This window comes from Anaerosporobacter faecicola, from assembly GCF_012070565.1.
GTDB classification, from domain to species: Bacteria; Bacillota; Clostridia; order Lachnospirales; family Lachnospiraceae; genus Anaerosporobacter; species Anaerosporobacter faecicola.
Window position 1 is genome coordinate 23,980 of the sequence record NZ_JAAQRO010000011.1, and the last position, 21,577, is coordinate 45,556.

At 33.7% G+C, this 21,577-nt stretch carries 21 protein-coding genes; 1 reads left to right on the top strand and 20 read right to left on the bottom strand.

Features of this window, described 5'->3' with window-relative positions:
* Nucleotides 1-15: 15 nt before the first annotated feature.
* The 5 genes from HBB17_RS07245 to ahpC form a co-directional block, all read right to left on the bottom strand.
* Nucleotides 16-1,284 (bottom strand): EAL domain-containing protein, encoded by a 1,269-nt coding sequence (locus tag HBB17_RS07245; protein ID WP_167956827.1) that lies wholly within the window; start codon nt 1,282-1,284, stop codon nt 16-18.
* Nucleotides 1,285-1,652: 368 nt separating this feature from the next.
* Nucleotides 1,653-2,060: a hypothetical protein gene (locus HBB17_RS07250; protein WP_167956828.1), complete on the bottom strand. Its 408-nt coding sequence runs from the start codon at nt 2,058-2,060 to the stop codon at nt 1,653-1,655.
* 318 nt (nt 2,061-2,378) lie between these two features.
* A complete protein-coding gene (locus tag HBB17_RS07255) occupies nt 2,379-3,638 on the bottom strand; it encodes an MFS transporter (RefSeq protein WP_238483698.1) in 1,260 nt (419 codons plus the stop codon).
* Complete coding sequence (trxB, locus tag HBB17_RS07260; protein WP_167956829.1) at nt 3,635-5,335, bottom strand: thioredoxin-disulfide reductase; 1,701 nt, start codon at nt 5,333-5,335, stop codon at nt 3,635-3,637. Before trxB ends, HBB17_RS07255 begins: the two co-directional genes overlap by 4 nt.
* 22 nt (nt 5,336-5,357) lie before the next feature.
* Nucleotides 5,358-5,921 (bottom strand): alkyl hydroperoxide reductase subunit C, encoded by a 564-nt coding sequence (ahpC, locus tag HBB17_RS07265; RefSeq protein ID WP_167956830.1) that lies wholly within the window; start codon nt 5,919-5,921, stop codon nt 5,358-5,360.
* 255 nt (nt 5,922-6,176) lie between these two features.
* Here ahpC and hdhA point away from each other — a divergent pair, with 255 nt between their 5' ends.
* Nucleotides 6,177-6,977 carry a 7alpha-hydroxysteroid dehydrogenase gene (gene hdhA / locus HBB17_RS07270; protein ID WP_167956831.1) on the top strand — a complete coding sequence of 267 codons (801 nt, stop codon included), beginning with the start codon at nt 6,177-6,179 and terminating at the stop codon, nt 6,975-6,977.
* 144 nt (nt 6,978-7,121) lie between these two features.
* Here the strand turns inward: hdhA and HBB17_RS07275 are convergent, their stop codons facing one another.
* The 15 genes from HBB17_RS07275 to rpsB all read right to left on the bottom strand — a co-directional run bounded on the left by HBB17_RS07275 (nt 7,122) and on the right by rpsB (nt 21,540).
* Nucleotides 7,122-8,492 (bottom strand): sensor histidine kinase, encoded by a 1,371-nt coding sequence (locus HBB17_RS07275; protein ID WP_167956832.1) that lies wholly within the window; start codon nt 8,490-8,492, stop codon nt 7,122-7,124.
* Nucleotides 8,483-9,142: a response regulator transcription factor gene (locus HBB17_RS07280; RefSeq protein ID WP_167956833.1), complete on the bottom strand. Its 660-nt coding sequence runs from the start codon at nt 9,140-9,142 to the stop codon at nt 8,483-8,485. Before HBB17_RS07280 ends, HBB17_RS07275 begins: the two co-directional genes overlap by 10 nt.
* Nucleotides 9,143-9,179: 37 nt before the next feature.
* Nucleotides 9,180-10,004 (bottom strand): NisI/SpaI family lantibiotic immunity lipoprotein, encoded by an 825-nt coding sequence (locus HBB17_RS07285; RefSeq protein ID WP_167956834.1) that lies wholly within the window; start codon nt 10,002-10,004, stop codon nt 9,180-9,182.
* A 153-nt stretch (nt 10,005-10,157) separates the two neighbouring features.
* A complete protein-coding gene (locus HBB17_RS07290; RefSeq protein WP_167956835.1) occupies nt 10,158-10,913 on the bottom strand; it encodes a hypothetical protein in 756 nt (251 codons plus the stop codon).
* Between the two features lie 56 nt (nt 10,914-10,969).
* Nucleotides 10,970-11,662, bottom strand: a complete 693-nt coding sequence (locus HBB17_RS07295) for a hypothetical protein (protein ID WP_167956836.1) — start codon at nt 11,660-11,662, stop codon at nt 10,970-10,972.
* Nucleotides 11,663-12,087: 425 nt separating this feature from the next.
* Nucleotides 12,088-13,020 carry an ATP-dependent DNA ligase gene (locus tag HBB17_RS07300; protein ID WP_167956837.1) on the bottom strand — a complete coding sequence of 311 codons (933 nt, stop codon included), beginning with the start codon at nt 13,018-13,020 and terminating at the stop codon, nt 12,088-12,090.
* Nucleotides 13,020-13,790: a non-homologous end joining protein Ku gene (gene ku / locus HBB17_RS07305; RefSeq protein WP_167956838.1), complete on the bottom strand. Its 771-nt coding sequence runs from the start codon at nt 13,788-13,790 to the stop codon at nt 13,020-13,022. The genes HBB17_RS07300 and ku overlap by 1 nt, the downstream gene beginning before the upstream one ends.
* Nucleotides 13,791-13,878: 88 nt before the next feature.
* Nucleotides 13,879-14,394 (bottom strand): GNAT family N-acetyltransferase, encoded by a 516-nt coding sequence (locus HBB17_RS07310; protein WP_167956839.1) that lies wholly within the window; start codon nt 14,392-14,394, stop codon nt 13,879-13,881.
* Between the two features lie 203 nt (nt 14,395-14,597).
* Nucleotides 14,598-15,287, bottom strand: a complete 690-nt coding sequence (locus HBB17_RS07315) for a hypothetical protein (protein WP_167956840.1) — start codon at nt 15,285-15,287, stop codon at nt 14,598-14,600.
* 185 nt (nt 15,288-15,472) lie between these two features.
* On the bottom strand, nt 15,473-16,156 hold the full coding sequence (locus tag HBB17_RS07320; protein WP_167956841.1) for a hypothetical protein: 684 nt from the start codon (nt 16,154-16,156) through the stop codon (nt 15,473-15,475).
* Between the two features lie 605 nt (nt 16,157-16,761).
* Nucleotides 16,762-17,451, bottom strand: coding sequence for a hypothetical protein (locus HBB17_RS07325; protein ID WP_167956842.1), 690 nt, complete (start codon nt 17,449-17,451; stop codon nt 16,762-16,764).
* A gap of 554 nt (nt 17,452-18,005) precedes the next feature.
* Nucleotides 18,006-18,227 carry a hypothetical protein gene (locus HBB17_RS07330; protein WP_167956843.1) on the bottom strand — a complete coding sequence of 74 codons (222 nt, stop codon included), beginning with the start codon at nt 18,225-18,227 and terminating at the stop codon, nt 18,006-18,008.
* Nucleotides 18,228-18,406: 179 nt separating this feature from the next.
* Nucleotides 18,407-19,156 (bottom strand): hypothetical protein, encoded by a 750-nt coding sequence (locus HBB17_RS07335; protein ID WP_167956844.1) that lies wholly within the window; start codon nt 19,154-19,156, stop codon nt 18,407-18,409.
* A 509-nt stretch (nt 19,157-19,665) separates the two neighbouring features.
* Nucleotides 19,666-20,592, bottom strand: a complete 927-nt coding sequence (gene tsf, locus HBB17_RS07340; RefSeq protein WP_167956845.1) for a translation elongation factor Ts — start codon at nt 20,590-20,592, stop codon at nt 19,666-19,668.
* A gap of 213 nt (nt 20,593-20,805) precedes the next feature.
* A complete protein-coding gene (rpsB, locus tag HBB17_RS07345; protein ID WP_167956846.1) occupies nt 20,806-21,540 on the bottom strand; it encodes a 30S ribosomal protein S2 in 735 nt (244 codons plus the stop codon).
* Nucleotides 21,541-21,577 lie beyond the last annotated feature (37 nt).

Genomic DNA, 21,577 nt, shown 5'->3' on the forward strand with positions numbered 1-21,577 from the left:
TTTACTTCTGCTCTTCTAGCCATTTATCAATTGCTCCTGCAATAAGAAGTTTTCAAAATCTTCGATTTTCATCGGTTTTGCATAGTAAAAACCTTGTACCATATCACATTGATATCTCTTTAACATATCCCATTGCTCCCTAGTCTCAACACCTTCTGCAATTACTTTCACACCTAGATCATGTATCATATGAATAATGTTTGCAATGAGTAATTCGGTTTTTGTATTCGCTAAATATCCATCAGTAAAAGATTTGTCTAACTTAACAACATCGAATGGAAGATTCATTAGATTCGATAGTGTTGCAAAACGTTTTCCGAAGTCATCTAGGCTTACAATAAAACCAAGCTGGTGTAGTTGTCTAATCACATCAACAAAGGTGTGCACATCTGAAAAATATGTATCTTCCGTAAACTCAACTTCGATATATTGAAAAGGTATTTGATTTGTCTCTACAATCTTACGAATTTGTTCCACAAAATCTTCTTTGTATAAATGCTTTCTTGAAAAATTTACTGAAATCGTAATTGGTTCATACCCTTGTTCCAACCAGGAATGAATCCACTTACAGCAGCAGTCTAACATATAGTAATCCAAATCAATAATAAATCCATTCGCTTCAAATATATGAATAAATTCTTTTGGGTATATAATGCGACATTGCTCCGTGTTCTCGATCCATCTTACCAAAGCTTCAGCTCCAATGATCGACCCTTTCACAAAATCATACTTGGGTTGAAGATACACTTGGTAGTGTTGATTTTTTAAAGCCGAAATCATTTTATTTTCAATCATCTTATCTGCAATCAGATTCTGTAATAAAACATTTTGATAAAATAGTACTTCCTCTTTTCTTTTATCTTTTTTTAAACTTGCATAATCTAATTTTGCACATATGGAAAGCATCGTTTCATTTGGATCTTTTAGTAAATATCCTGTTATAATAAGATCAACGGAATAATACGAAGCAATCATACTTAAAAAGTTTTGAATAATCTGATGTTTAATATGCATAAAACGTTTGCATAGAATTGCTTGTTCCTGATATATACAGAGGAAATAGAACTTACCACCATATTGATGATAGAGAAATTCTCCTCTTTTTTTATTTTTATTAATTGTCTTATGAATGCTTTGTATCAGTAGATTTCCACATTTCCACCCATGTAAAGCCAACAATACATCAAATTGATCAACTTCAATTTTCATTAAGACATAACGTCGTATCGAACGTTTTAGTACCCTTTGTATTTGCTTTTCAAACAAATATGATTTCTTACACATAAAAGTATCCCTCTCTTTTAACAAATAAACATTCTCCCGCTAATAATTATTGCAAGCATTATATGTTAAAATTAGATACTTTATTTTGGCTGATTTCTGCAATCTGGTTACTTAACCAGGTAACAATTGCAAAAAGAAATATTCCCATATTAATTTGCTCCTCTTTTGTTAATCTATTAACTTTATTCCCCGAGGTATTCCCTTATCCTCCTGCTCCTCACCTATCACGCTCCTGTGCTGTATATTATTGTATTAATTATTACCTTTTACCCAACAACAACAAATATTAACATAACAGGCATAACATGTCAACTTACATAAACGAACCTTATAGAAATTAACAAAGACATTACAAATGTTAATGAGAATTAATTTTCCTTTGGCCAAACCAATCGTTTTGAAGTACCACTCTTAATGTAGACATGATTGATTTTTCTTCCTTTTCGTGGGATATGTATGGAAAATTCCCCTGTATCTTCAAGCCATACACCTATTAAATTACTATACTTTATCCCGATATAAAGGTTATCATCCTTGAAGTGATAACGATAACCAATAAAATAATTCGGAAAACTTCCAGGTTCAAATCCATGTACATAAACTTCGGTATCATTTACAGTAACTTCTGATACTCCTAGCGATTCACCAGATCTGCATAATTGATAGCCGAACAGACGCCAGCCATATCTTCCTATAAAAAATAGTACCACTACACATGCTAGTACAATACCTAGACACTTTGCTACTTTCTTCACAAACTTCTTTCCTTTACGCAAAACGCTTCCCCCTATCATTTCATTATTGCTGACTCGCAGCATTCGTTCTACCTCCCCTTATCTAATAATCATGTATAGTGTAAGTATATCTTTCTATGTAAGTTATTACAAGTAATATGGCTTTTTTGAGTTTTTTCTTTGTCACTGCTGTGATTCTCGTTCAACAATTTCACAACACTGAAAAAACTCCTATTCCTTCTTTTATTAGTAGGATACTAGGAGTTTTTTCAGTCCTTATTCTTCAATCCCGTCAATACGAATCCTTCCAAAATTCTTTTGACCGAATATATAGATTATACAATGTGATAATGCAACTCGTCATTTCCGCCAGGTAGGACATCCTTCAATCGTACATCGATTCTTCCAACCTGCTGATATACAAACTGCTGATAGAACTAACAGAATTGCTATAAACAGAAGAACTAAACGATAACTGTTTGTAAAATCATAGATATACCCGTATGCTGGCACCAGCACGATAGCCGCTAACGGTGCACCCATGAATACTTTGGACAATATTTTTTCGTAATCCTTTTCACCGTAGAACTCTAGTGTCAAGATTGGCCCTATTACTACTGTTCCAGCAGCTACAAGTCCATGAAAGAATGCAGAGATATAAAATATAGCTACAGTGGTCCCACCAATCCAGAACCCAAACAGAGCAAGAAGCTCCACTCCGATTATACCATAGCAAGTCTTTAAACTTCCTATTTTGTCGCAGATAAAACCAATTGCAACAGATCCAATTGCCGTTCCTAATGATGTAAAGGACAATGCAAGACCTGTCTGGTTCACACTGTATCCTAACACGGTTCCATAGGTGGGAATGTGTTGGTTAAACACACCAACTCCTGTAACAGCCGTCATAAACAGTAACAACATGATAAATGATTTGGATTTCGTCGCGGTCGACTCATCAATTTGAACTGCATTGCTATTCGATGCGGTCTGATTGTCGTTCTCCTCCTTAGCTCCATATGGCACAAGTCCTTTATCTTTAGGGCTGTTTCTTATAAAGAAAATACTTGATAGTATTGTAACTAAAAATGTTGCTCCTCCAAGAAGAATACACCCAGGTCGCCATCCCTTATTCTGAATTATACTAGCTGTTATTGGCTGTATGATGACACCGAATAATCCCACGAAAGCCACCTGTATCCCCATTATCAATCCTTTATTCTTTACGAACCATCGATTAATTAAAATTGGTCCCATTAGGTTTGTTAATAATGTTGAGCCGACAGCCATAGGTATTGCTAGGATGTACCACATCCAAACATTGTTAAGTGTACTACATAAAGCAAACACTAAGCCAAGCAAGACTGCACCAATTGAAGCTACCACTCTTATATCGTAGCGATTGATTATCTTTCCACCGTAAGGGAGAAAAAGAAAGGTTACAATAGACATAATACTTAGATATATTGATAGAGTTCCAACCCCTACCTTAATTTCATTAGCTACCGGCAATAGAAATTGTCCTATGGACGCATTGATTCCACCAGCAGAAAATCCTCTGATTAAGATTGCGCCAACTAATACGAACCAGGCATAATGTAATTTATTCTTTTTCATCATTCCTGACCTTTCTGTATCATGGCTACAATTTGTTCTATTTTTTTACTACCAAATACCGGCTGCTCATCATTAATAATAATGGCAGGAACACTCATAATCTGATACTGCTCCCTAACCTTAGGAAACATTCCGATATCAACCATTTCACTCTCTATATTTTTGTTAAGCATGGCCAGTCTATGCGCAGCAACAACTACCTCTGGACAAAAATGACATGACAGAGATACTGCAACTTGAATTTTCGTCCGTTTACTTATACTTTGTATCTTTTCTTTGGTCTCAGATTCAACCATCTGACCTGGTCCAGCTAAATTATATAGATCCAACACAAGTGAATTGAATTCATGTCCACTTGGTATTCCAAGGAACTTTACTCCAGTATATTCTCCAGCCTCATCTAGTAAAGCTAACAATGGAAAATCTGTTGCATTAACTTTTTCTGTTAGAGAAGAATCCTCTCCTCCTACACTTTCGATCACATCAAGTTTATCACTTAACGCTGCCAACTCCTGTACAAGTTCCTGTAACTCCTTATACTTATCATCTACTTTGTCTGTCATTACAACAAGTGTTGCTTTCTTGGTGAGTTTATCAAATACGTTCTTTACTTGAGCAATCATATCATCTGTAATCCATTTGGATGAATTTTGTGTGGTTGACTGCTGCGTTGTAGACTTATCGTTGGAAGACTGCTGCGCAGCCTCCTCATGAAACGTATCAGGCTCCAAATTTTCTTTTATTCCATGACTTTCCTTGTACTCAACGATATATTCCTCTGCATTAACGGCTGCCCTTGCTCCATCTGCAGTAGCTGTTACAATCTGCCTTAAATCCTTTTGTATTACATCACCTGCAGCGAATACGCCCTCAATATTTGTCATAAAGTGTTCATCCGTAAGTATATATCCGTTCTCATCTAGCTTAATCTCTTTTGCAAACATCTCCGTAGCCGGATTATACCCCACGAATACGAATACTCCAAAACTTTTGTCCTCTGGACTTACCTTGTACTCCCAAGTTTCCTTCGTTTTATTGTTATAAAAGACCGCACCCTCCATTAGCTGTTCACCATACACTCGTTGAATCTCTGTGTTGAATTTTACCTCAATCTTTGGGTGATTCATAACCTTTTGAGCAGTCAATTGAGCGCATCTTAAGACGTCTTTACGAACAATCATAGTAACTTTCTTTCCAAACTTCGTAAGATACAAAGATTCCTTTGCTGAACTGTCACCACCGCCGATTACAAATATATCTTTGCCTTCAAAGAAGAATCCGTCACAGGTCGCACAATATCCTACGCCTCTTCCTTTAAACTCCATTTCTCCTTCAAAGCCCAATTGTTTTGGACTTGCGCCAGTTGCTATAATAACTGCATAGGATTTATAGATAACTCCGTCCGCTTCCACTTGTTTGATTTCTCCGGTTAAGTCTACTTTCGTAACATCTCCACAAGTAATTTTTGCACCACATACTTGTGCTTGACTCCTCATCTTCTCCATAAGATCAGGGCCAGAAATTGTCTCAAATCCGGGATAATTGGCGATATCCTCCGTGGTTGCCGCCTGACCTCCCACTTGATGGTTCTCAAGAATAAGCGTTTTCAACAATCCACGACCTGCATATATACCGGCACTAAGTCCTGCACTCCCAGCACCAAGAATAATCAAGTCATACATATTTTCGCCATTTGCCATATATTTTTCTCCCTTAATGACTTTAGAGTTTTCCTACTAAGTCCAAACTTGGCGCTAATGTTTTTTCGCCTGGTTTCCATTTTGCAGGGCACACTTGATCGCCGTGAGCAGCCACAAACTGAGCAGCCTGAACCTTTCTTAATAGTTCCGTAGCATCTCTTCCTATACTATTATCATTAACTTCATATGCCTTAATCATTCCTTCTGGATTAACGATAAATGTTCCTCTTAATGCCAAACCTTCTTCCTCAATCAGAACTTCGAACATTCTACACAACTTACCTGTTGGATCTGCAAGCATTGGGAACGTAATCTTTCCAATTGTCTCTGATACATCGGACCATGCCTTATGCACAAAATGTGTGTCCGTAGAAACGGAGTATACCTCGCAGCCAATTGCCTTGAATTGCTCGTAGTTATCTGCTAAGTCCCCTAGTTCTGTAGGGCATACAAATGTAAAGTCCGCTGGATAGAATACGAAAACACTCCATTTTCCCTTAAGATGGTCGTCTGTTACTTCCTTAAATTCTCCATTTTGGTATGCTTGAACCTTAAAATTTTCAATTTTTTTGTTAATTAAAGACATAGATATATCTCCTTTCTCTTTTACCGTTTACCATTTACTCTATCTATTGTTACTTGATTATAGAATATTATTCACTGACAATGCAATAAACTATACATGGTAATCCGATACTGTTTTTAATTATTGAAAATTGAATAAGTTCATTGTATATCGCACAAAATAAGATTGTATTTTGCTATTTATACGGTATTGAGAACGTCATGCGTATACGTCAACGAAACTGCGTTCTCTAAAATATATAGAATGGAGAATATTATGAAATCAGGAAACAAAATTGCTTTAATTACTTCTGCTTCCAAAGGTATTGGACTAGCTTGTGCAGTTAAGCTCGCGAAAAGTGGTGCTACTGTGTATATGGGAGTGAGACGAGTAGAAGATACGAAAGAGATCTGTTCCCAGTATTGTAAAGACGGTCTCAAAATGATACCTATTTATTTTGACGCCAAAGATAAGTCAACTTACAACTCTATGGTTGAGGAGGTTGTTAAAAGTGAAGACCATATCGATATTCTTGTTAATAATTTTGGTATAGGCAGCCCAAAAGATGATCTAGACCTTGTAGATGGCAGTACAGATGCCTTCTTCGATATTATTGACCTTAACCTAGGTTCTGTGTACCGAATCACCAAACTTGTAGTACCACACATGAAAAAAAATGGAGGAAGTATTGTTAACATTTCCTCCATTGGTGGTATCATCCCAGATATCCATAGAATTGGATATGGTGTATCAAAAGCGGCAATTAACAACATCACCTTACAGATTGCCATGCAGTATGCAAGAGACAATATTCGCTGTAACGCTGTGCTTCCCGGTCTTACAGCTACAGATGCAGCTATAAAGAACATGCCACAAACATTTATCGATTCCTTCCTTTCCCATGTACCCCTTAATCGAATGGGAACCCCCGATGATATCGCTAATGCCGTGATGTTTTTTGCCTCTGACGATTCTTCTTATATTACAGGTCACCTTCTTGATGTAGCAGGTGGCTATGGAATAGGCACACCTCAATACGCCGATAATATACGAGGATTTAGGGTTGATAAGTTATAGGATCCTTTGAATCTCACTTGAATAAAAAGAGAAAGCAAGAAAGGTTACTCTTTAAGGATTACGAGTAATCTTTTTTGCCTTCAAAAAAATTAACATATTCATTTATCGTTAGGAAACAAAAGTGTACCCCTAGAAGAACTTGCTCTACTTTATTAACGGCAAATACATGGCCACCTTAGCACCGACTGGATCAGAAGCATTTGCTAATACCAGTTTCCCGTTATGTTGTTTTACGATTGCACTTGTGATATACAATCCCATACCATAATGGTACTGCTCTCCACGGCCTTGATCTTCCATATAAAACTGCTCTGTACCGTGTAGTAACGATTCTTTTGAAAATCCCTTTCCTTCATCGGTTATGCTCACACATGCTTGTTCTTCTAATTTATCAAGACGAACATGTATCGTCCCCCCCTTAGGAGAGTAATCTAGCCCATTATTGATCACATTCAAAATGGCTCGCTCCATTAGGTTCTGATCTGCAAAAACCGCCAAGGGCTCCTCTCCTATCTCCATATGCAAATGTACTTCCTTTGCCCTGCATAAGGCTTCCATATTGGTTTTCATCTGTGTAAATAGACTAACAAGATCTATTGTTTTAGACTGCATAGTATATCCCGTAGCCGCTCGTGCAATATCGATTAATGTCTTAATATATTGTTGCATCTGTTCTGAACTGTTTGTAATATATTCCGTATACTGACGTTGCTCCTCATTCAATTCCGTCTCACCAAGCAAATCTGCATTTCCTGTTATAACAGTGAGCGGTGTTTTCAAATCATGGGCAAGTGCTGCAATCTGTTCTTTCTGTAACTGTTCTGCTCTCCACTGTGCTTCCAAAGACTCTCTTAAACTATCTTTCATATCAGAAAATGATAGTAACACTTCTTCAAATTCGCGAATCTTTGAATGACCAACTTGAAAGTCAAGATTCTGTTTCCCCACTTCCTCTGTAGCATGCAAGATTGGTTCCAATTGTCTTCTCAATTTTCTTGCAAATATTGTAGTAAGTAATACGCAAACAGCGATACAATTGCTTCCCATTAACACATATAACAAAATTTCTGGAGAAGGGAAATGTTCATATAACCACGCATTCGTAAACTGAGAGCGGATCATATATTGAAGGATTACATACTCCTTATCTTTTGTAATAAGTATATATTGTTTTTGATAACTACTATCCTTTTTCCCCGTACTTGCATATTCCAAAGCTCTCTTCAAATCTTTTCCCTTTAAAGTCGTATCTAGAACCTGATAGTTTTTATTCAATCTAACATATTCACAGCCAACTGGTAATTCCATCTCTGTCAGTTCCGATCTAGTTGCAATCGTACGAGCGATATATTGAATATTCTTCTCTATCTCATTGGCATTGGTGGTAATTCCCATATTGGTACTTAGTATAATTATGCAAAATGGTAAAATCACTGCACTGCACAAACCGAGAAGTAACAAGATTAAGAACCTCCAAAAAGCAGTTCGTAACGTAGCCTTCTTCCTTATTCCCATTTGTATCCTATCCCCCAAACTGTTGCAATTGGTTGAATGTCCAACACATTTAGTTTTATCCGAATATTCTTTATGTGGGTTGAGATGGTGGAATTATCACTCTCCCCCTCCAGACTAAACACTGCTTCATAGATCTGCTCTTTTGTAAATACCTGCCCTTTATGTCTAGCAAGATACTCACAGATCTGATACTCACTTTTCGTTAAGGTTACGACGGTTTCATCTACTTTCAGCAATTTTGCTGCAAGATCAAACTGGATTCGTTCAAAGTTCAAAGAAGCATGCCGCTCCCGATGTTCTCTTCTAAGATGAGCATTCACTCGTGCTCTTAACTCTGCAAGGCGAAATGGTTTTGTTAAATAATCATCCCCACCGATCCCCAGTCCATATGTGATATCATTCTCCATCGTTTTCGCTGTCAAAAAAATGATTGGACAGTCCACATAAGAACGAATGGTTTTACAATATTCGAACCCATCCATCGTAGGCATCATAACATCTAATAGTATTAATTCATATTGATGCAATTGGTCCATTGCTATTTGATCTGGAGAAGTATAGACGGTAACCATGTGTCCATCCTTTTCTAATCCATTCTTAATTAACTCCACGATTGGTTGTTCATCATCAATTGCAAGAATTCTTGCCATATGACCACCTCTGTTTCTTCTTATGCATTCAACACATCTATTTACATTCTGCTCGATAATACAACTGATTAATCTGTACCGCCACTGCTTCTGTGGGTTCTACTCCTTTTATTTCATAGATATCCATATAGTTCCACAGTTCTCTCTTCTGCTCAGATTCTGTTCCATACACATCAATATGATTCAGTTCCTTCTTTGTTAAAGGTACTTTCGTATCTGCATCAAATACTACACTCTTTGCAAGGATATCCAAATAATTTCCAAGCTGTTCTTCCTCTACCACTTCAGATGTAATCTGATAAACAAGATCGCCACTTAGTAACTGTGTTGCATTCTGTGGATTCACTTTAAAATCCTCACAGGTATTCTTTGCCTCCGCCATAAAATCATATACAGTATCCTGCTCTGTTACCGCCTCACTTGGTATCGCTTTATGATAAGAACCATTTACATCAACCACCAAATAGGTTCCCTCATCTGATGATCGATACACATTCAAATATGGAATGATATAAGCAGCATCTGACTCATCATCAGCTAATTCTGAAAGAGAATCCAATAAAGAATTATTAATTTCTATCAGCTGTAATATAGAACCTTCTTCATCTATTGTAACATATTTTCTGATATAACCAACCCATTCTGTTATATCTTCCTCTGTAAGGACATCGTTCAGAATGGTATATTCCGTATCCTTGAATGTAAACCGTGTAATATCCTCCTCATTAAGCGCACAATGTTCCTTATTCTTTGCGTATTTGTCAACCATATATTCATAAGCCGAACAACCACTAAGTAAGGAGCATATACAGATCACTACCAATACCTTCCATACTTGATTTCTTCTACTATTCTTCTTCATCTTACTTTCTTCCTTTCCTATAATTCCTTACTACTATCTTACTTACAGGAATAGGATACTTCGTAAATTTGAAGATTCTTTAAAGATTTTATGTTTTTCTTATCTATACTATATTTTTTGATACAAAGATACAAAATCAAAATAAAATATAGTTCATGATAATTCATGGAACTTCTGTATTGTGGTAAATTGAATCGAAAATTCTGTATAGATCACTTCATTATCATTAGGGAATTCATCGGATCTGTATTCAACTTGTGTAAAACCCTCTTGCGTGGAATCCTCTTGTGTAGATAACAAGGCGTTGTATTCGTACTTCCCATTACAAAAAAGTAATTCATCGTAAATAATGCAGCCAAGCAATTTACGAACCACATTAACCACATTCGTATTTGAACCATATTTTGCCTCCACAAGTGTAACTTCATATTTCAGATTTTCCCTTTGTTCAAAATACAGGTCTATGTTTGAATCAACTTGTTTTATGAATAACCTATTATTTCGAAAGGAACGTTGTGCAAAAAGCTTTACCTTATCTGCGTGCTTTCCTGTAAAGATTTTTGCACGTTCTTCCCAAACTACATTCTCTACTTCATTGATCCGATTCAAACATCTGATTGCATATGATCTTATTTTCAAAAAAATTGATGGATTCAATGGAATAATAGAATAGTTGTCTTCGAATATTGTATCTTTTAGTTCTTTGTAATAAAATAGGTTCTCATTAAAGTACGTTCTTATTAGATCCTCATATTCTATTTCCATTCTTTGTTTTACTTTCTCATATAAAAAAGGTTCATCCATTCTATAAAATTTCTTAACTAAGAACAGATCAAATGAGCGATCCTCTATAAAGAAATAGGAATAGAACTTTTCGGATTGAAAGAATTCCTGGGTATAATAATTCAATTTTACACTTCCTTTATTGATAAGCATTTATTGATAATTTGATGTCATCAATTAATTTATTCAATATCATTACAACTATAAAATATGCTCACATTCCTAGATATGAGTGCCATTTCCACATACTCTGCATCTTCTTCATTTGTTCTTGCCAATATATTATAGCTGATCTTTTCATGCTCCAAGAATACTTCTTCATAAATAATCCTATACTCCTTCTGAAACAGAACATTATTCGTATTGATAGCATCTTGAAAGGAAAATACATAACACGGATTTTCATCACCCAAATAATAGTTTGCTAAGATCGTATTCTCTTTTTCTTCAAACACTACTCTATAATCATGAAATGCACAACGAGCTAATTCCACTACGGCAACTGGATACTTTTCCTTGATACTCTTGTTCTTTTCTTCTTCATATGCTTCATCAGCCTCATCCGATTTGGCCAAGAATTTAATTGCGTACATTCGAATCTTAAAAAATATGTATTCATTTAAGGGAATAATTTTACTCTTTTCATCATATAAATACTTCTTTAATTCATTATAATAAAAGATGCTAGGTTGAAAATAACGCTTAATATTTGATTCATACGTTTTTTCCAAAACTGCTCGTGCTTCATCAAAACAATGCACACTGTCGTTCTCAGCCATTTCTTGTTTCATGTACTCTTCAAATGTTATATTCGGTAAATAATAATTCTGATAAAATAACTCTGATTCATAAAACTGGGCTGTTAGGAATTTCATATGATTCTTCCTCCTAGTAATCGTAAGTCTTCAGCAATACTTTCTACTTCGTAACTCTCATCAATTGTATAATTTTGAATTTGACGACACCGTAGATTCATATCAGTTCTCCTTTATAAATGTGGTGTTCTTCTTAAAAAGAAAAATTATATTATCAATGTAATCAAACTGGAAAATCAATAGAAGAATAACTAATATTTTTAATATAGCAATTATACCTAATATAGTATATTAATTCCATTCTCATCAACTGGCAATAGCATAACTTCCTATTTCTGTCTGTCTATTTCTGTACGAATTTATTCTTTTTATTCATGGCATATCTTAATTTTATGGATAGAAAAAGGAATGTGTAATCTAATCACATTCCAACTTTCATTCTACTTCTTCGGGACATGAAATATTGTATCATTCGCAAATGTTCGCTACTCTCGAATCTTACACTCTGTTGGTATTTTGTCATTCCGAATTCCCTTGAATACTGGTTGCCGAAATGATTCCTTCTCTGTTGGCATAGATTCTACAATACATACCAAAGAAGGTTCCAGCCATGTTGCATTTTCATTTCCTTTGGGTACCTCCCCAAAAGGAGAATACTCTATCCTTTTATATTCGTATTGATTTAGAATACGTAAACTGGCACCTAGTGTCACATGTCCTTTATATACCAAGATGTCTCCATCATACTGCCCCAATACGAAACTGATCATGTTATGCTCTTTCGGAATGTAACCGCAGATGACGCAATCATCTGTGGACATTACCTTACATTTGATCCAATTTTTACTCCGTTTATCAAATGTATACAGACTATCTTTCCGTTTCGCTACGATTCCCTCTAGTCCGTTTTGTTTCGCTAATTCAAATAACTGTATCCCCTTTTGTTCAATGTAACGGGAGATACTGATTCGTTCTGTCTCAACTACTGTATCATTTAAAATCATTTTACGCTCCATAAGAGGCAACATATCGATTTGCTTATCATTAAGATATACAATATCATAAGCAACAAAGCTGGCTGGATATTTTTGCGCTGCTAACTGTATCCGGAATGGATCACTCATCATCACTCTTTTTTGAATTTCATAAAAATCGGTAACCCCATTTTTCAAAATGAACAGCTCTCCATCCAGAATACATTTCCCCTTTACTTGTTTATGAATATTGGACAATTCGGGTACATGTGGTAATAATTTTTTATCACGTTTATTTCTTAAATCCGTTCCCGTTTCATCTAGATAGGCAATACATCGAATACCGTCCAGTTTGATTTCATATATAAAATCCTCCGAGTCAAAGGGTTCTTCCTGCTCTGCAATCAACATCGGTTTCAAACCTTTGTTATCAAATATATCCATTATGCCGTTCCTCGTTTCGACATTTCTACCGTCTTTTTCAGAGCTTCCATCAGATCAATCACATTATCTGGTTTGCCCGTATCTGCAGATACAATATCCTGTCCTTGTATTTTCGTCGTAATTGCATTTCTCAATTTTTCCTGATATTCATCATGATATGCAGAAATATCGAATTTCTTTGTCATTGTTTCGATCATTGTCTTCGCCATATCCATTTCAGCAGTTGATATTGCTACCTTAGTCAGCGACTTTGGCATTTCTTGAATCTCTTCTTGGTAAAATAGCATCTTTGCCATAATACAGTCTTCCTCAGGATATAATACCATTAACTCTTCTTTTGTTGTAAATACGGTTTGTGCTACAGCAACTTCTTTTTCACTTAATAAAGCTTGTCTTAATAATTCGTATGCATGCTCTGCTCCAGGCTCTGGCACAACATAATAATTCTTTTCAAAATAAATGGTATCTATGTCCTCCATCTTTGCAAAATGTTCAATATGAATTGTTTTATCCTTGTGCGATTTAATTTTATCTAGTTCATCTTCGGTAAAAACAACATATCGTCCTTTCTCGTATTCATATCCTTTTATTATCTCATTCGCTTTTACTTCCTTGTTACAAGAAGGGCATATTTTTTGATATTTGATACGTTCATGCGTATCTTTACACAATTGATTAAAAGAAATACCGATATCACGGGACGTTTTGTATAGTCCAACAGGGATGTATAACAATCCCACTGATATGGCTGACTTATGCGCTACTGCCATAACTTCACCTCTTACACTTTTCTTTTAGTATGTGTAATTCAGTAATCCATATACAAGAAAGAACTTCGATACAAAAAAACTACAATTTTTAGAGTATTACTTCATACTTATAATCCTTCATAGTAAGATCTGTTCCTCTTTTTTTGTAGCTGTTTTCACCAACTATTATTCCACCACATTTAACAGCAACTCGATTAGATGCGATATTTCCTTGACTTACAAATATAGTTACTTTCTCAGCACCTTGTCGACGAGCATAATTAATCAAACCTTGCGCGGTTTCAGTAGCATATCCATTATTCCACAAATCCTTATGAATACAGTAAGCTATGTCATACGTTTTTTTATCTTCGCTAATCATAAAACTGCAAGTTCCTACTCGTTCCTGTGAGTCTTTCAACACGGGAATCAAATAACAACACTCCTCATCTTCGCCCAACACTTCCAGCTTTTTAATATATTCATAATCAATCTGTTCTTTTGCTTCATCAGGTAAATACTTACCCATTTCAGGGTCATTCCATATACTATATGCCCATAATGCATCATCTTTTGTAAACCCTCTCAAAGTAAGTCTTGAAGTTTCAATCGGTTCTATTTTCATTTTCTATGTCCCCTTATTTTTGTTTCATATATCATATAAAAATAATACCAATTAATTATCGAACTATCAATATTAAGTTAACCATGTACGTTCTTGCTCTATCCTTTCGGTTAACTAAGTCATAAAAAAGATGTCGTTGTCATTCTATACGTTCCGTCTCCTCCCAAAGAAAATGTTGAACAAGAATAATAACTAGAAATTATTTAAGTTGTTTTTTCATAAATAACAGTCCATTCAATTTCATTACGAATCTGTTCAATTCCATCTTCATCCACATAAATATACTGTTCTGTTAATGCACCCCATATTTTTTTAGAAACTTTCACTCCATCAAACATGTATTCATCATTTTTGTCATATACACCATTTTGATTTTTATCATATTTTGAAAAGTTAACTGTCCATACTATATTTCCCATATAATCAAAAATATAATAACAGTATGAATCAGATAGAGGACCACCCCCAAATAAATGGCTAATAAACGCTCCATTCTTTAATGCATAGTATTGAGGATTAGGTGATAAATTCTTAAATATAGTTAGTTTCTCATTAATATAGGTCAAAACATAATAATATCGTGCTGAACAAATATGAAGTTCCGGTATCTCATCTCCATTTGAATCAAATAGAGCATATTTTGTTCCATAGTGACTGTTGGGTTCCCCTGTCGGTATGGTTATAAAATTCATATCAATCTTCCCTACACTTATTTTATTATCTAGAAATTCATTATAAGCTTTCGTTGCTTTTTCAACTTCCGTACTTAGAATTTCATTTTCTTGTTGATTACTAGTTACACTATTATCAGACGTTTTTTTACCCTCGCTATTTGTACACGCTGTTAGAACGAATATAGATACTAATAACATAATTTTACACTTTTTAATCATAATTTCCTCCTGCAATATCATCCATATTTAAGCTATCTCCTATTACAATTTCTATTTCATTCATAAAATCTCCTATATAAATCCAATTTATCTTTAGACACAATGTCTAAATATTCTATATCTTATCAAAACGTATATTTCCCAGATTTATTCCATGTGGAACAAGAATAATAATTGAAAATTATTTAAGTTGTTTCTTCATAAATAACGGTCCATTCAATTTCATTACGAATCTTTTCTACTCCCTTTTTATTAACATAAATATATTTCTCAGTTAAAGCCACCCATATTTTTTTAGAAACTTTCACTTCATCAAATATATATTCGTCATTTTTATCATAGACATTATTTTCATTTTTATCGTATTTAGAAAAGGTAAGTGACCATACTTCATTTCCTAAATAATCAAAAATGTAATAATTATATACATCAGAATCAGATCCAAAATGGTGGCAAATAAATGCACCATTTGTTAATGCATAGTATTGAGGATAAGGTGATAAATTCTTAAATATAGTTAGTTTCTCATTAATATAGGTCAAAACATAATAGTATCGTGCGGAACAAATATGAAGTTCCGGTATTTCATCTCCATTTGAATCAAATAAAGCATATTTTGTTCCATAGTGACTATTGGGTTCCCCTGTCGGTATGGTTATAAAGTTCATATCGATCTCTCCTACACTTATTTTATTATCTAGAAATTCATTATAAACTTTAATTGCTTTTTCAACTTCCGTACTTTGAATTTCCTTTTCTTGTGTATTATTCGTTATACTATTATCAGCCGCTTTTTTACCCTTGCTATTTGTACACGCTGTTAAAGCTAATATAGATACTAATAAAATAACTTTATACTTCTTAATCATAATTACCTCCTGCAATCTGTTATTTTTGATTAATAAATTCAACAGTACTACGGTCTCCTATTACACTCTCTTTACTGGATCAAATGGTACACTCGTTTGATAAATGCAGCTAATATTTTTTCTAAATTTATATTGTTATAATCTATACAACTAATTATTAAAATAAAAGGAACAACTCAAAATGTGAGTGCTCCTTTATTTATTTCGTTCATTTTATCATTAAAAAGCACATATTCTTTATAACAAGCATATATTTCTATCGGTGTGATAAAGATTGAATAAAAACTTATTCGATATAAACTTATCCTCATATTACTAACGAAAATCCATAATAGTATAAAAATTATTACGTAAATTCCCCTATATTTATACTTATGAAAATATTCCCTAGGAATAAACAAGTCTTTTTTTTCTAATGCTCCTAATACTCCAAAGCCTATTATAATAATTAATGAAAAAAACATTCTACTTAATAAATAATTCACGCTTAAATAATCCATTAGTGGGAAAAATAAGATTAAAAATATATGAAATATGCATCTTATAATAATCTGTTTTTTAAAAATCTTTTTATTATATATTCGTGAAATATCTGTAGCATCTTATTAAGTTGTCTCTTCATAAAAAACAGTCCATTCAATTTCATTACGAATCTTTTCAATTCCATCTTCATCCACATAGATATACTGTTCTGTTAAAGCCTCCCATATTTTTTTAGAAACTTTTACTCCACCAAACATATATTCATCATTTTTGTCATATACACCATTTTCATTTTTATCAAATTTTGAAAAGGTAACTGTCCATACCTCATTTCCCATATAATCAAAAATATGATAACAATATGAATCATATTGAGGACCAGCCCCAAATAATCGGCTAATAAACGCCCCATTCTTTAATGCATAGTATTGAGGATAAGGTGATAAATTCAAAAAAATACTTAATTTATCATTTCTATAGGTTAAAACATAATAGTAACGTGCTGAACATATATGCAGTTCCGGTATCTTATCTCCGTTTGAATCAAATAAAGCGTAATCTGTAGCATAGTGTCTATCGGGTTCCTTTGTCGGTATTGTTATAAAATTCATATCGATTCCATCTACACTTATTTTATTTTCTAGAAATTCATTATAAGCTTTCGTTGCTTTTTCAACTTCTGTACTTTGAATTTCATTTTCTTGTTTATTATTAGTTATACTTTTATCAGTCGTTTTTTTACCCTTGCTATTTGTACACGCTGTTAAAACGAATATAGATACTAATAAAATAACTTTAAACTTCTTAATCATAATTTTCTCCTATAATCTGTTAGATTTTTTAGGACTTACATATTGCTGATACAGAGTATTTGTAGTATTAGCCTTCAACATATTTACTTTCGTCCTAAGATCAGCATCGCTTGTTTTAACTATCGTATTCCATCTTTAACTGTTGGTTCTGCTAGCTATGTTCAATAATCGTTGGTTATGTTTACACTGGATTTTTTATTTTTCCAATAATCTCTATTGAGGAATTCGTGTTACCAATTTTGATGCTTATCTATTAATACATTTAAGCTATCTCTTATTACAATTTTAATTTCATCTATAAAATTTCCTATATAAATCCATTTTTCTGTTTATTAAACGTATTTTATATATATAATACTCCATATATTACCATATATCAACATTTAATTCAATGTACCTTACTGAACCTTACTTTCCTACTCTATCTACTACTCTATCACTCTATCATTCCTCACCGTGAGTAATTATAGTTTCGCACAATAAAAAACTACCAACTCCATGTTGATAGTTGGTAGTTACGAGACTTGTATTAATTTGTTTCCTTTAGATTATGCTTATTTTTTGCGATAAGCTTCAACTCCACAGATTATAATTCCAATAATTAAAACAATAAATGAAATAATAAATGGCACGGTCAAACCTGAATAAAGTAAAGAGCCGTATAAGCCACTAATGTTATTGTATGTACCTGGATTCATAACTGCATAGAAGAAACTAAATGCAAAAAACAATAATCCAATAAAAGTTATCATAACACCATAAATAAATTTCTTCATTCTAGTCTCCTCCTATTAAATAATAGCCTTCCCACCAATGATACTCTATATTTTACCAACTATCAATATTAAGTTATCAAAGTACTTAGTTCTCTAAATAAAGGTTTATAGTACTAAATTTTGCTTTGATAAATAACGATCAACCAATACAATAGTTTGAACTTATTCCAAGTCAATACTTAATTTACATTATCTAAGTCTATAATCTCTTTTATTCTGTGATAATTATCACCACTAAAATAGTGTAATTCAAGTTCATGATCAGATATAAATTCAATTTTATAAATAGCTTCAGTTGGCTCTGCAGTACGCGTAAAGTTTCTTTTAATCTCTTTGTAATATTTTGCTTTATCGAAAATATCTCGTATAATCATTTTACGATTTTCAATATAAATTACTTTATCTTCCGTTACTAAAACAAGTAGATTGTATTCTTGTGAAACTATATTTTTATCAATATCATAAAAATATGTTGTGTAATACCATCCACCATAATAATATATAATTTGTAACAAACTTCTATTTCTTAAATAAACGCAAGGTATTTTAGGATGTGAAATTTTTTTCACAGTAGCTCCATTATCATCCATTAAATATAAAATATATTCATTTGTTTTTTTATCATATGAAAGATTATAATATTTTCCTAACACAGATATTTCATTTTTTGATAAAAGAGGGTTAGCAACTACACCAGGCGAATTATCACTGCTCACTGCTACAGGAATAGTTTCTATATCATCATTGATTATTTCGTCATGATCAGTATTAAATAAATCTCCATTATCTTCTATCTCCTTTTCTAAGCATCTAATTCCATTTTGCAAAATTATATCAGAAAATTTAGTATCACTACTATTATTATTATTTTTACATCCAACAATAAACATAGTAAATAATAATAGTCCTACAATTAATATTTTTTTCATAGTTATTAATCCTCTCAAAATTATGTAGGCTAAAGTATCATATTTTATTTATACTTATAGAATCTAAACTCATTACTTTTTATACCATCAATTTTTACTTCTTTTAGCTTATCAAAATCCCAACTAGGTTTACTAGTATAATAATCCCTACTTATTATTAATATAGCATATTAATTCATTTATCGCTATTTTTCAATGGTGATTCATTCCTATTATTGCTTATTTTTGCTTTTTTAGTACTTATTTATCAGCTTTGCTGAATTGAAAGGGCGAAGGTGAATTGGCTGAATTGAAATCCGAGGTTCCAGTTTGCAAAGTTAACTTCCAGTTCAGCATATTTATTGTAAGCCATATTCTGGAAAACTGCATTTTCTTTTACCTCGCACCCCAACACTTGTCAAAGAGCCAACAAAAAAGACCCCAAACACCTTATTTATCGCATAAAATGTGATAGAATAAGGCATTTGGAGCCTTTGTAAGTTCTTATTTATTTTGATTGAAAACTTTGCCTATTTACCCATTTGAGCGGCAACTTCAGCAGCGAAATCTTCGTTTTTCTTTTCAAGACCTTCACCAGTTTCGAAACGAACGAATTTCTTAACTACAATTGTAGTACCGATTTCTTTTGCTGCATTTTCAACGTATTTCTTAACTGTTAAGTCTTCATCTTTAACGAATGCTTGTTCTAATAAACAAACTTCTTTTAATTCTTTGTTTAAACGACCAATGATCATCTTTTCAATGATATTTTCTGGCTTGTCTGGATTTTCATTTATCGCTTGTGCTTTTAAGATTTCTTTTTCATGTTCTTTGTAATCTTCTGGAACATCTGCAGATGAGATGTATTTTGGAGAAATTGCAGCGATTTGCATAGCAACATCTTTAGCAACAGCCTTTGTTTGATCATTTACAACTGGAGTTTCTAACTCAACTAATACACCAACTCTTCCGCCTGCATGGATATAAGATTCAACGAAACCATTTTCAGCAACGATTTTATCAAATCTTCTGATGTTCATGTTTTCACCAATTACAGCGATTTGTGCAGCTAATGCTTCTTTAACAGTTTTCGTTGTGTCACCAGCCCATGCTTCATCTAAGAATGCTTCGATAGTTGTAGCATTTGTTGAAGCTGCTTGAGCTGCTACTTCAGCAACATAAGCTTGGAATTTTTCGTTCTTAGCAACGAAGTCTGTTTCACTGTTAACTTCAACAATAGAAGCCACTTTGCTATCAGCTGAGATATTCGTAGCAACGATACCTTCTGCTGCAATTCTTCCAGCTTTCTTTTCTGCTGCAGCAAGACCTTTTTCTCTTAAGAATTCTACTGCTTTGTCCATATCTCCTTCAGTTGCAGCAAGGGCTTTTTTACAATCCATCATTCCTGCACCAGTCATTTCTCTAAGTTCTTTTACCATAGAAGCTGTAATAGCCATGTTCAAATACCTCCGTTATTCATTTTACGTTTCTGTATTTTATTCTTATATATGAGTAGCTTTCGCACCCGCTTCATTTATTCATTCACTCCTCGACTCGCTTTAAACGATCAATCGGAATGGACCAACTTGCTCTGTTCATAAATAATGCCTCAACCGGGAAACCCCTGGCTGAAGCATTGTGCAAGCCCATAAAGGGTATGATTAATCAGATTAAGCTTCTACTGTTTCTTCTACTTCAACAGGAGCTTCGTCGTTTAATTGAGCACCTTGGTTAGCTTCGATAACTGCATCTGCCATTTTAGCAACGATTAATTTAACCGCTCTGATTGCATCATCGTTACCAGGAATTACGTAATCTAATTCTTCTGGATCACAGTTAGTATCTGCGATACCGATTAGTGGAATTCCTAATGTATGAGCTTCTTGAATACAGATTCTTTCTTTCTTAGGATCAACAACAAAGATTGCATCTGGGATGTTCTTCATATCTTTGATACCGCCAAGATTCTTTTCAAGTTTTTCTTGTTCTTTCTTAAGATTGATAACTTCTTTCTTAGGAAGAACTTCGAAAGTTCCATCTTGAGACATTGTTTCGATTTCTTTTAATCTAGCAATTCTACCTTGGATTGTCTTGAAGTTAGTAAGCATACCACCTAACCATCTTTCGTTTACATAGAACATTCCACAACGTTCTGCTTCAGATTTAACAGAATCTTGTGCTTGTTTCTTAGTACCAACGAAAAGAACTGTACCACCGTCAGCAACGATATCTTTGATTGCATTGTAAGCTTCATCTACTTTACCTACAGATTTTTGTAAGTCGATGATGTAGATACCATTTCTTTCTGTGTAGATGTACTCAGCCATCTTAGGGTTCCATCTTCTAGTTTGGTGACCAAAATGTACACCAGCTTCAAGTAATTGTTTCATTGAAATAACGCTCATAATTTACCTCCATTTGGTTGTATTCTTCCGTATATTT

Coding starts and splice junctions, on each gene's coding strand:
- ku (WP_167956838.1), bottom strand. CDS start 13,790: ATGGCAGTAGCGCATAAGTCAGCCATATCAGTGGGATTGTTATACATC.
- HBB17_RS07310 (WP_167956839.1), bottom strand. CDS start 14,394: ATGAAAATAGAACCGATTGAAACTTCAAGACTTACTTTGAGAGGGTTT.
- tsf (WP_167956845.1), bottom strand. CDS start 20,592: ATGGCTATTACAGCTTCTATGGTAAAAGAACTTAGAGAAATGACTGGT.
- trxB (WP_167956829.1), bottom strand. CDS start 5,335: ATGGCAAATGGCGAAAATATGTATGACTTGATTATTCTTGGTGCTGGG.
- HBB17_RS07330 (WP_167956843.1), bottom strand. CDS start 18,227: ATGAAGAAATTTATTTATGGTGTTATGATAACTTTTATTGGATTATTG.
- HBB17_RS07275 (WP_167956832.1), bottom strand. CDS start 8,492: ATGGGAATAAGGAAGAAGGCTACGTTACGAACTGCTTTTTGGAGGTTC.
- rpsB (WP_167956846.1), bottom strand. CDS start 21,540: ATGAGCGTTATTTCAATGAAACAATTACTTGAAGCTGGTGTACATTTT.
- HBB17_RS07315 (WP_167956840.1), bottom strand. CDS start 15,287: ATGATTAAAAAGTGTAAAATTATGTTATTAGTATCTATATTCGTTCTA.
- HBB17_RS07255 (WP_238483698.1), bottom strand. CDS start 3,638: ATGATGAAAAAGAATAAATTACATTATGCCTGGTTCGTATTAGTTGGC.
- HBB17_RS07280 (WP_167956833.1), bottom strand. CDS start 9,142: ATGGCAAGAATTCTTGCAATTGATGATGAACAACCAATCGTGGAGTTA.
- HBB17_RS07300 (WP_167956837.1), bottom strand. CDS start 13,020: ATGGATATATTTGATAACAAAGGTTTGAAACCGATGTTGATTGCAGAG.
- hdhA (WP_167956831.1), top strand. CDS start 6,177: ATGAAATCAGGAAACAAAATTGCTTTAATTACTTCTGCTTCCAAAGGT.
- HBB17_RS07285 (WP_167956834.1), bottom strand. CDS start 10,004: ATGAAGAAGAATAGTAGAAGAAATCAAGTATGGAAGGTATTGGTAGTG.
- HBB17_RS07320 (WP_167956841.1), bottom strand. CDS start 16,156: ATGATTAAGAAGTATAAAGTTATTTTATTAGTATCTATATTAGCTTTA.
- HBB17_RS07325 (WP_167956842.1), bottom strand. CDS start 17,451: ATGATTAAGAAGTTTAAAGTTATTTTATTAGTATCTATATTCGTTTTA.
- HBB17_RS07295 (WP_167956836.1), bottom strand. CDS start 11,662: ATGAAATTCCTAACAGCCCAGTTTTATGAATCAGAGTTATTTTATCAG.
- HBB17_RS07245 (WP_167956827.1), bottom strand. CDS start 1,284: ATGTGTAAGAAATCATATTTGTTTGAAAAGCAAATACAAAGGGTACTA.
- HBB17_RS07335 (WP_167956844.1), bottom strand. CDS start 19,156: ATGAAAAAAATATTAATTGTAGGACTATTATTATTTACTATGTTTATT.
- ahpC (WP_167956830.1), bottom strand. CDS start 5,921: ATGTCTTTAATTAACAAAAAAATTGAAAATTTTAAGGTTCAAGCATAC.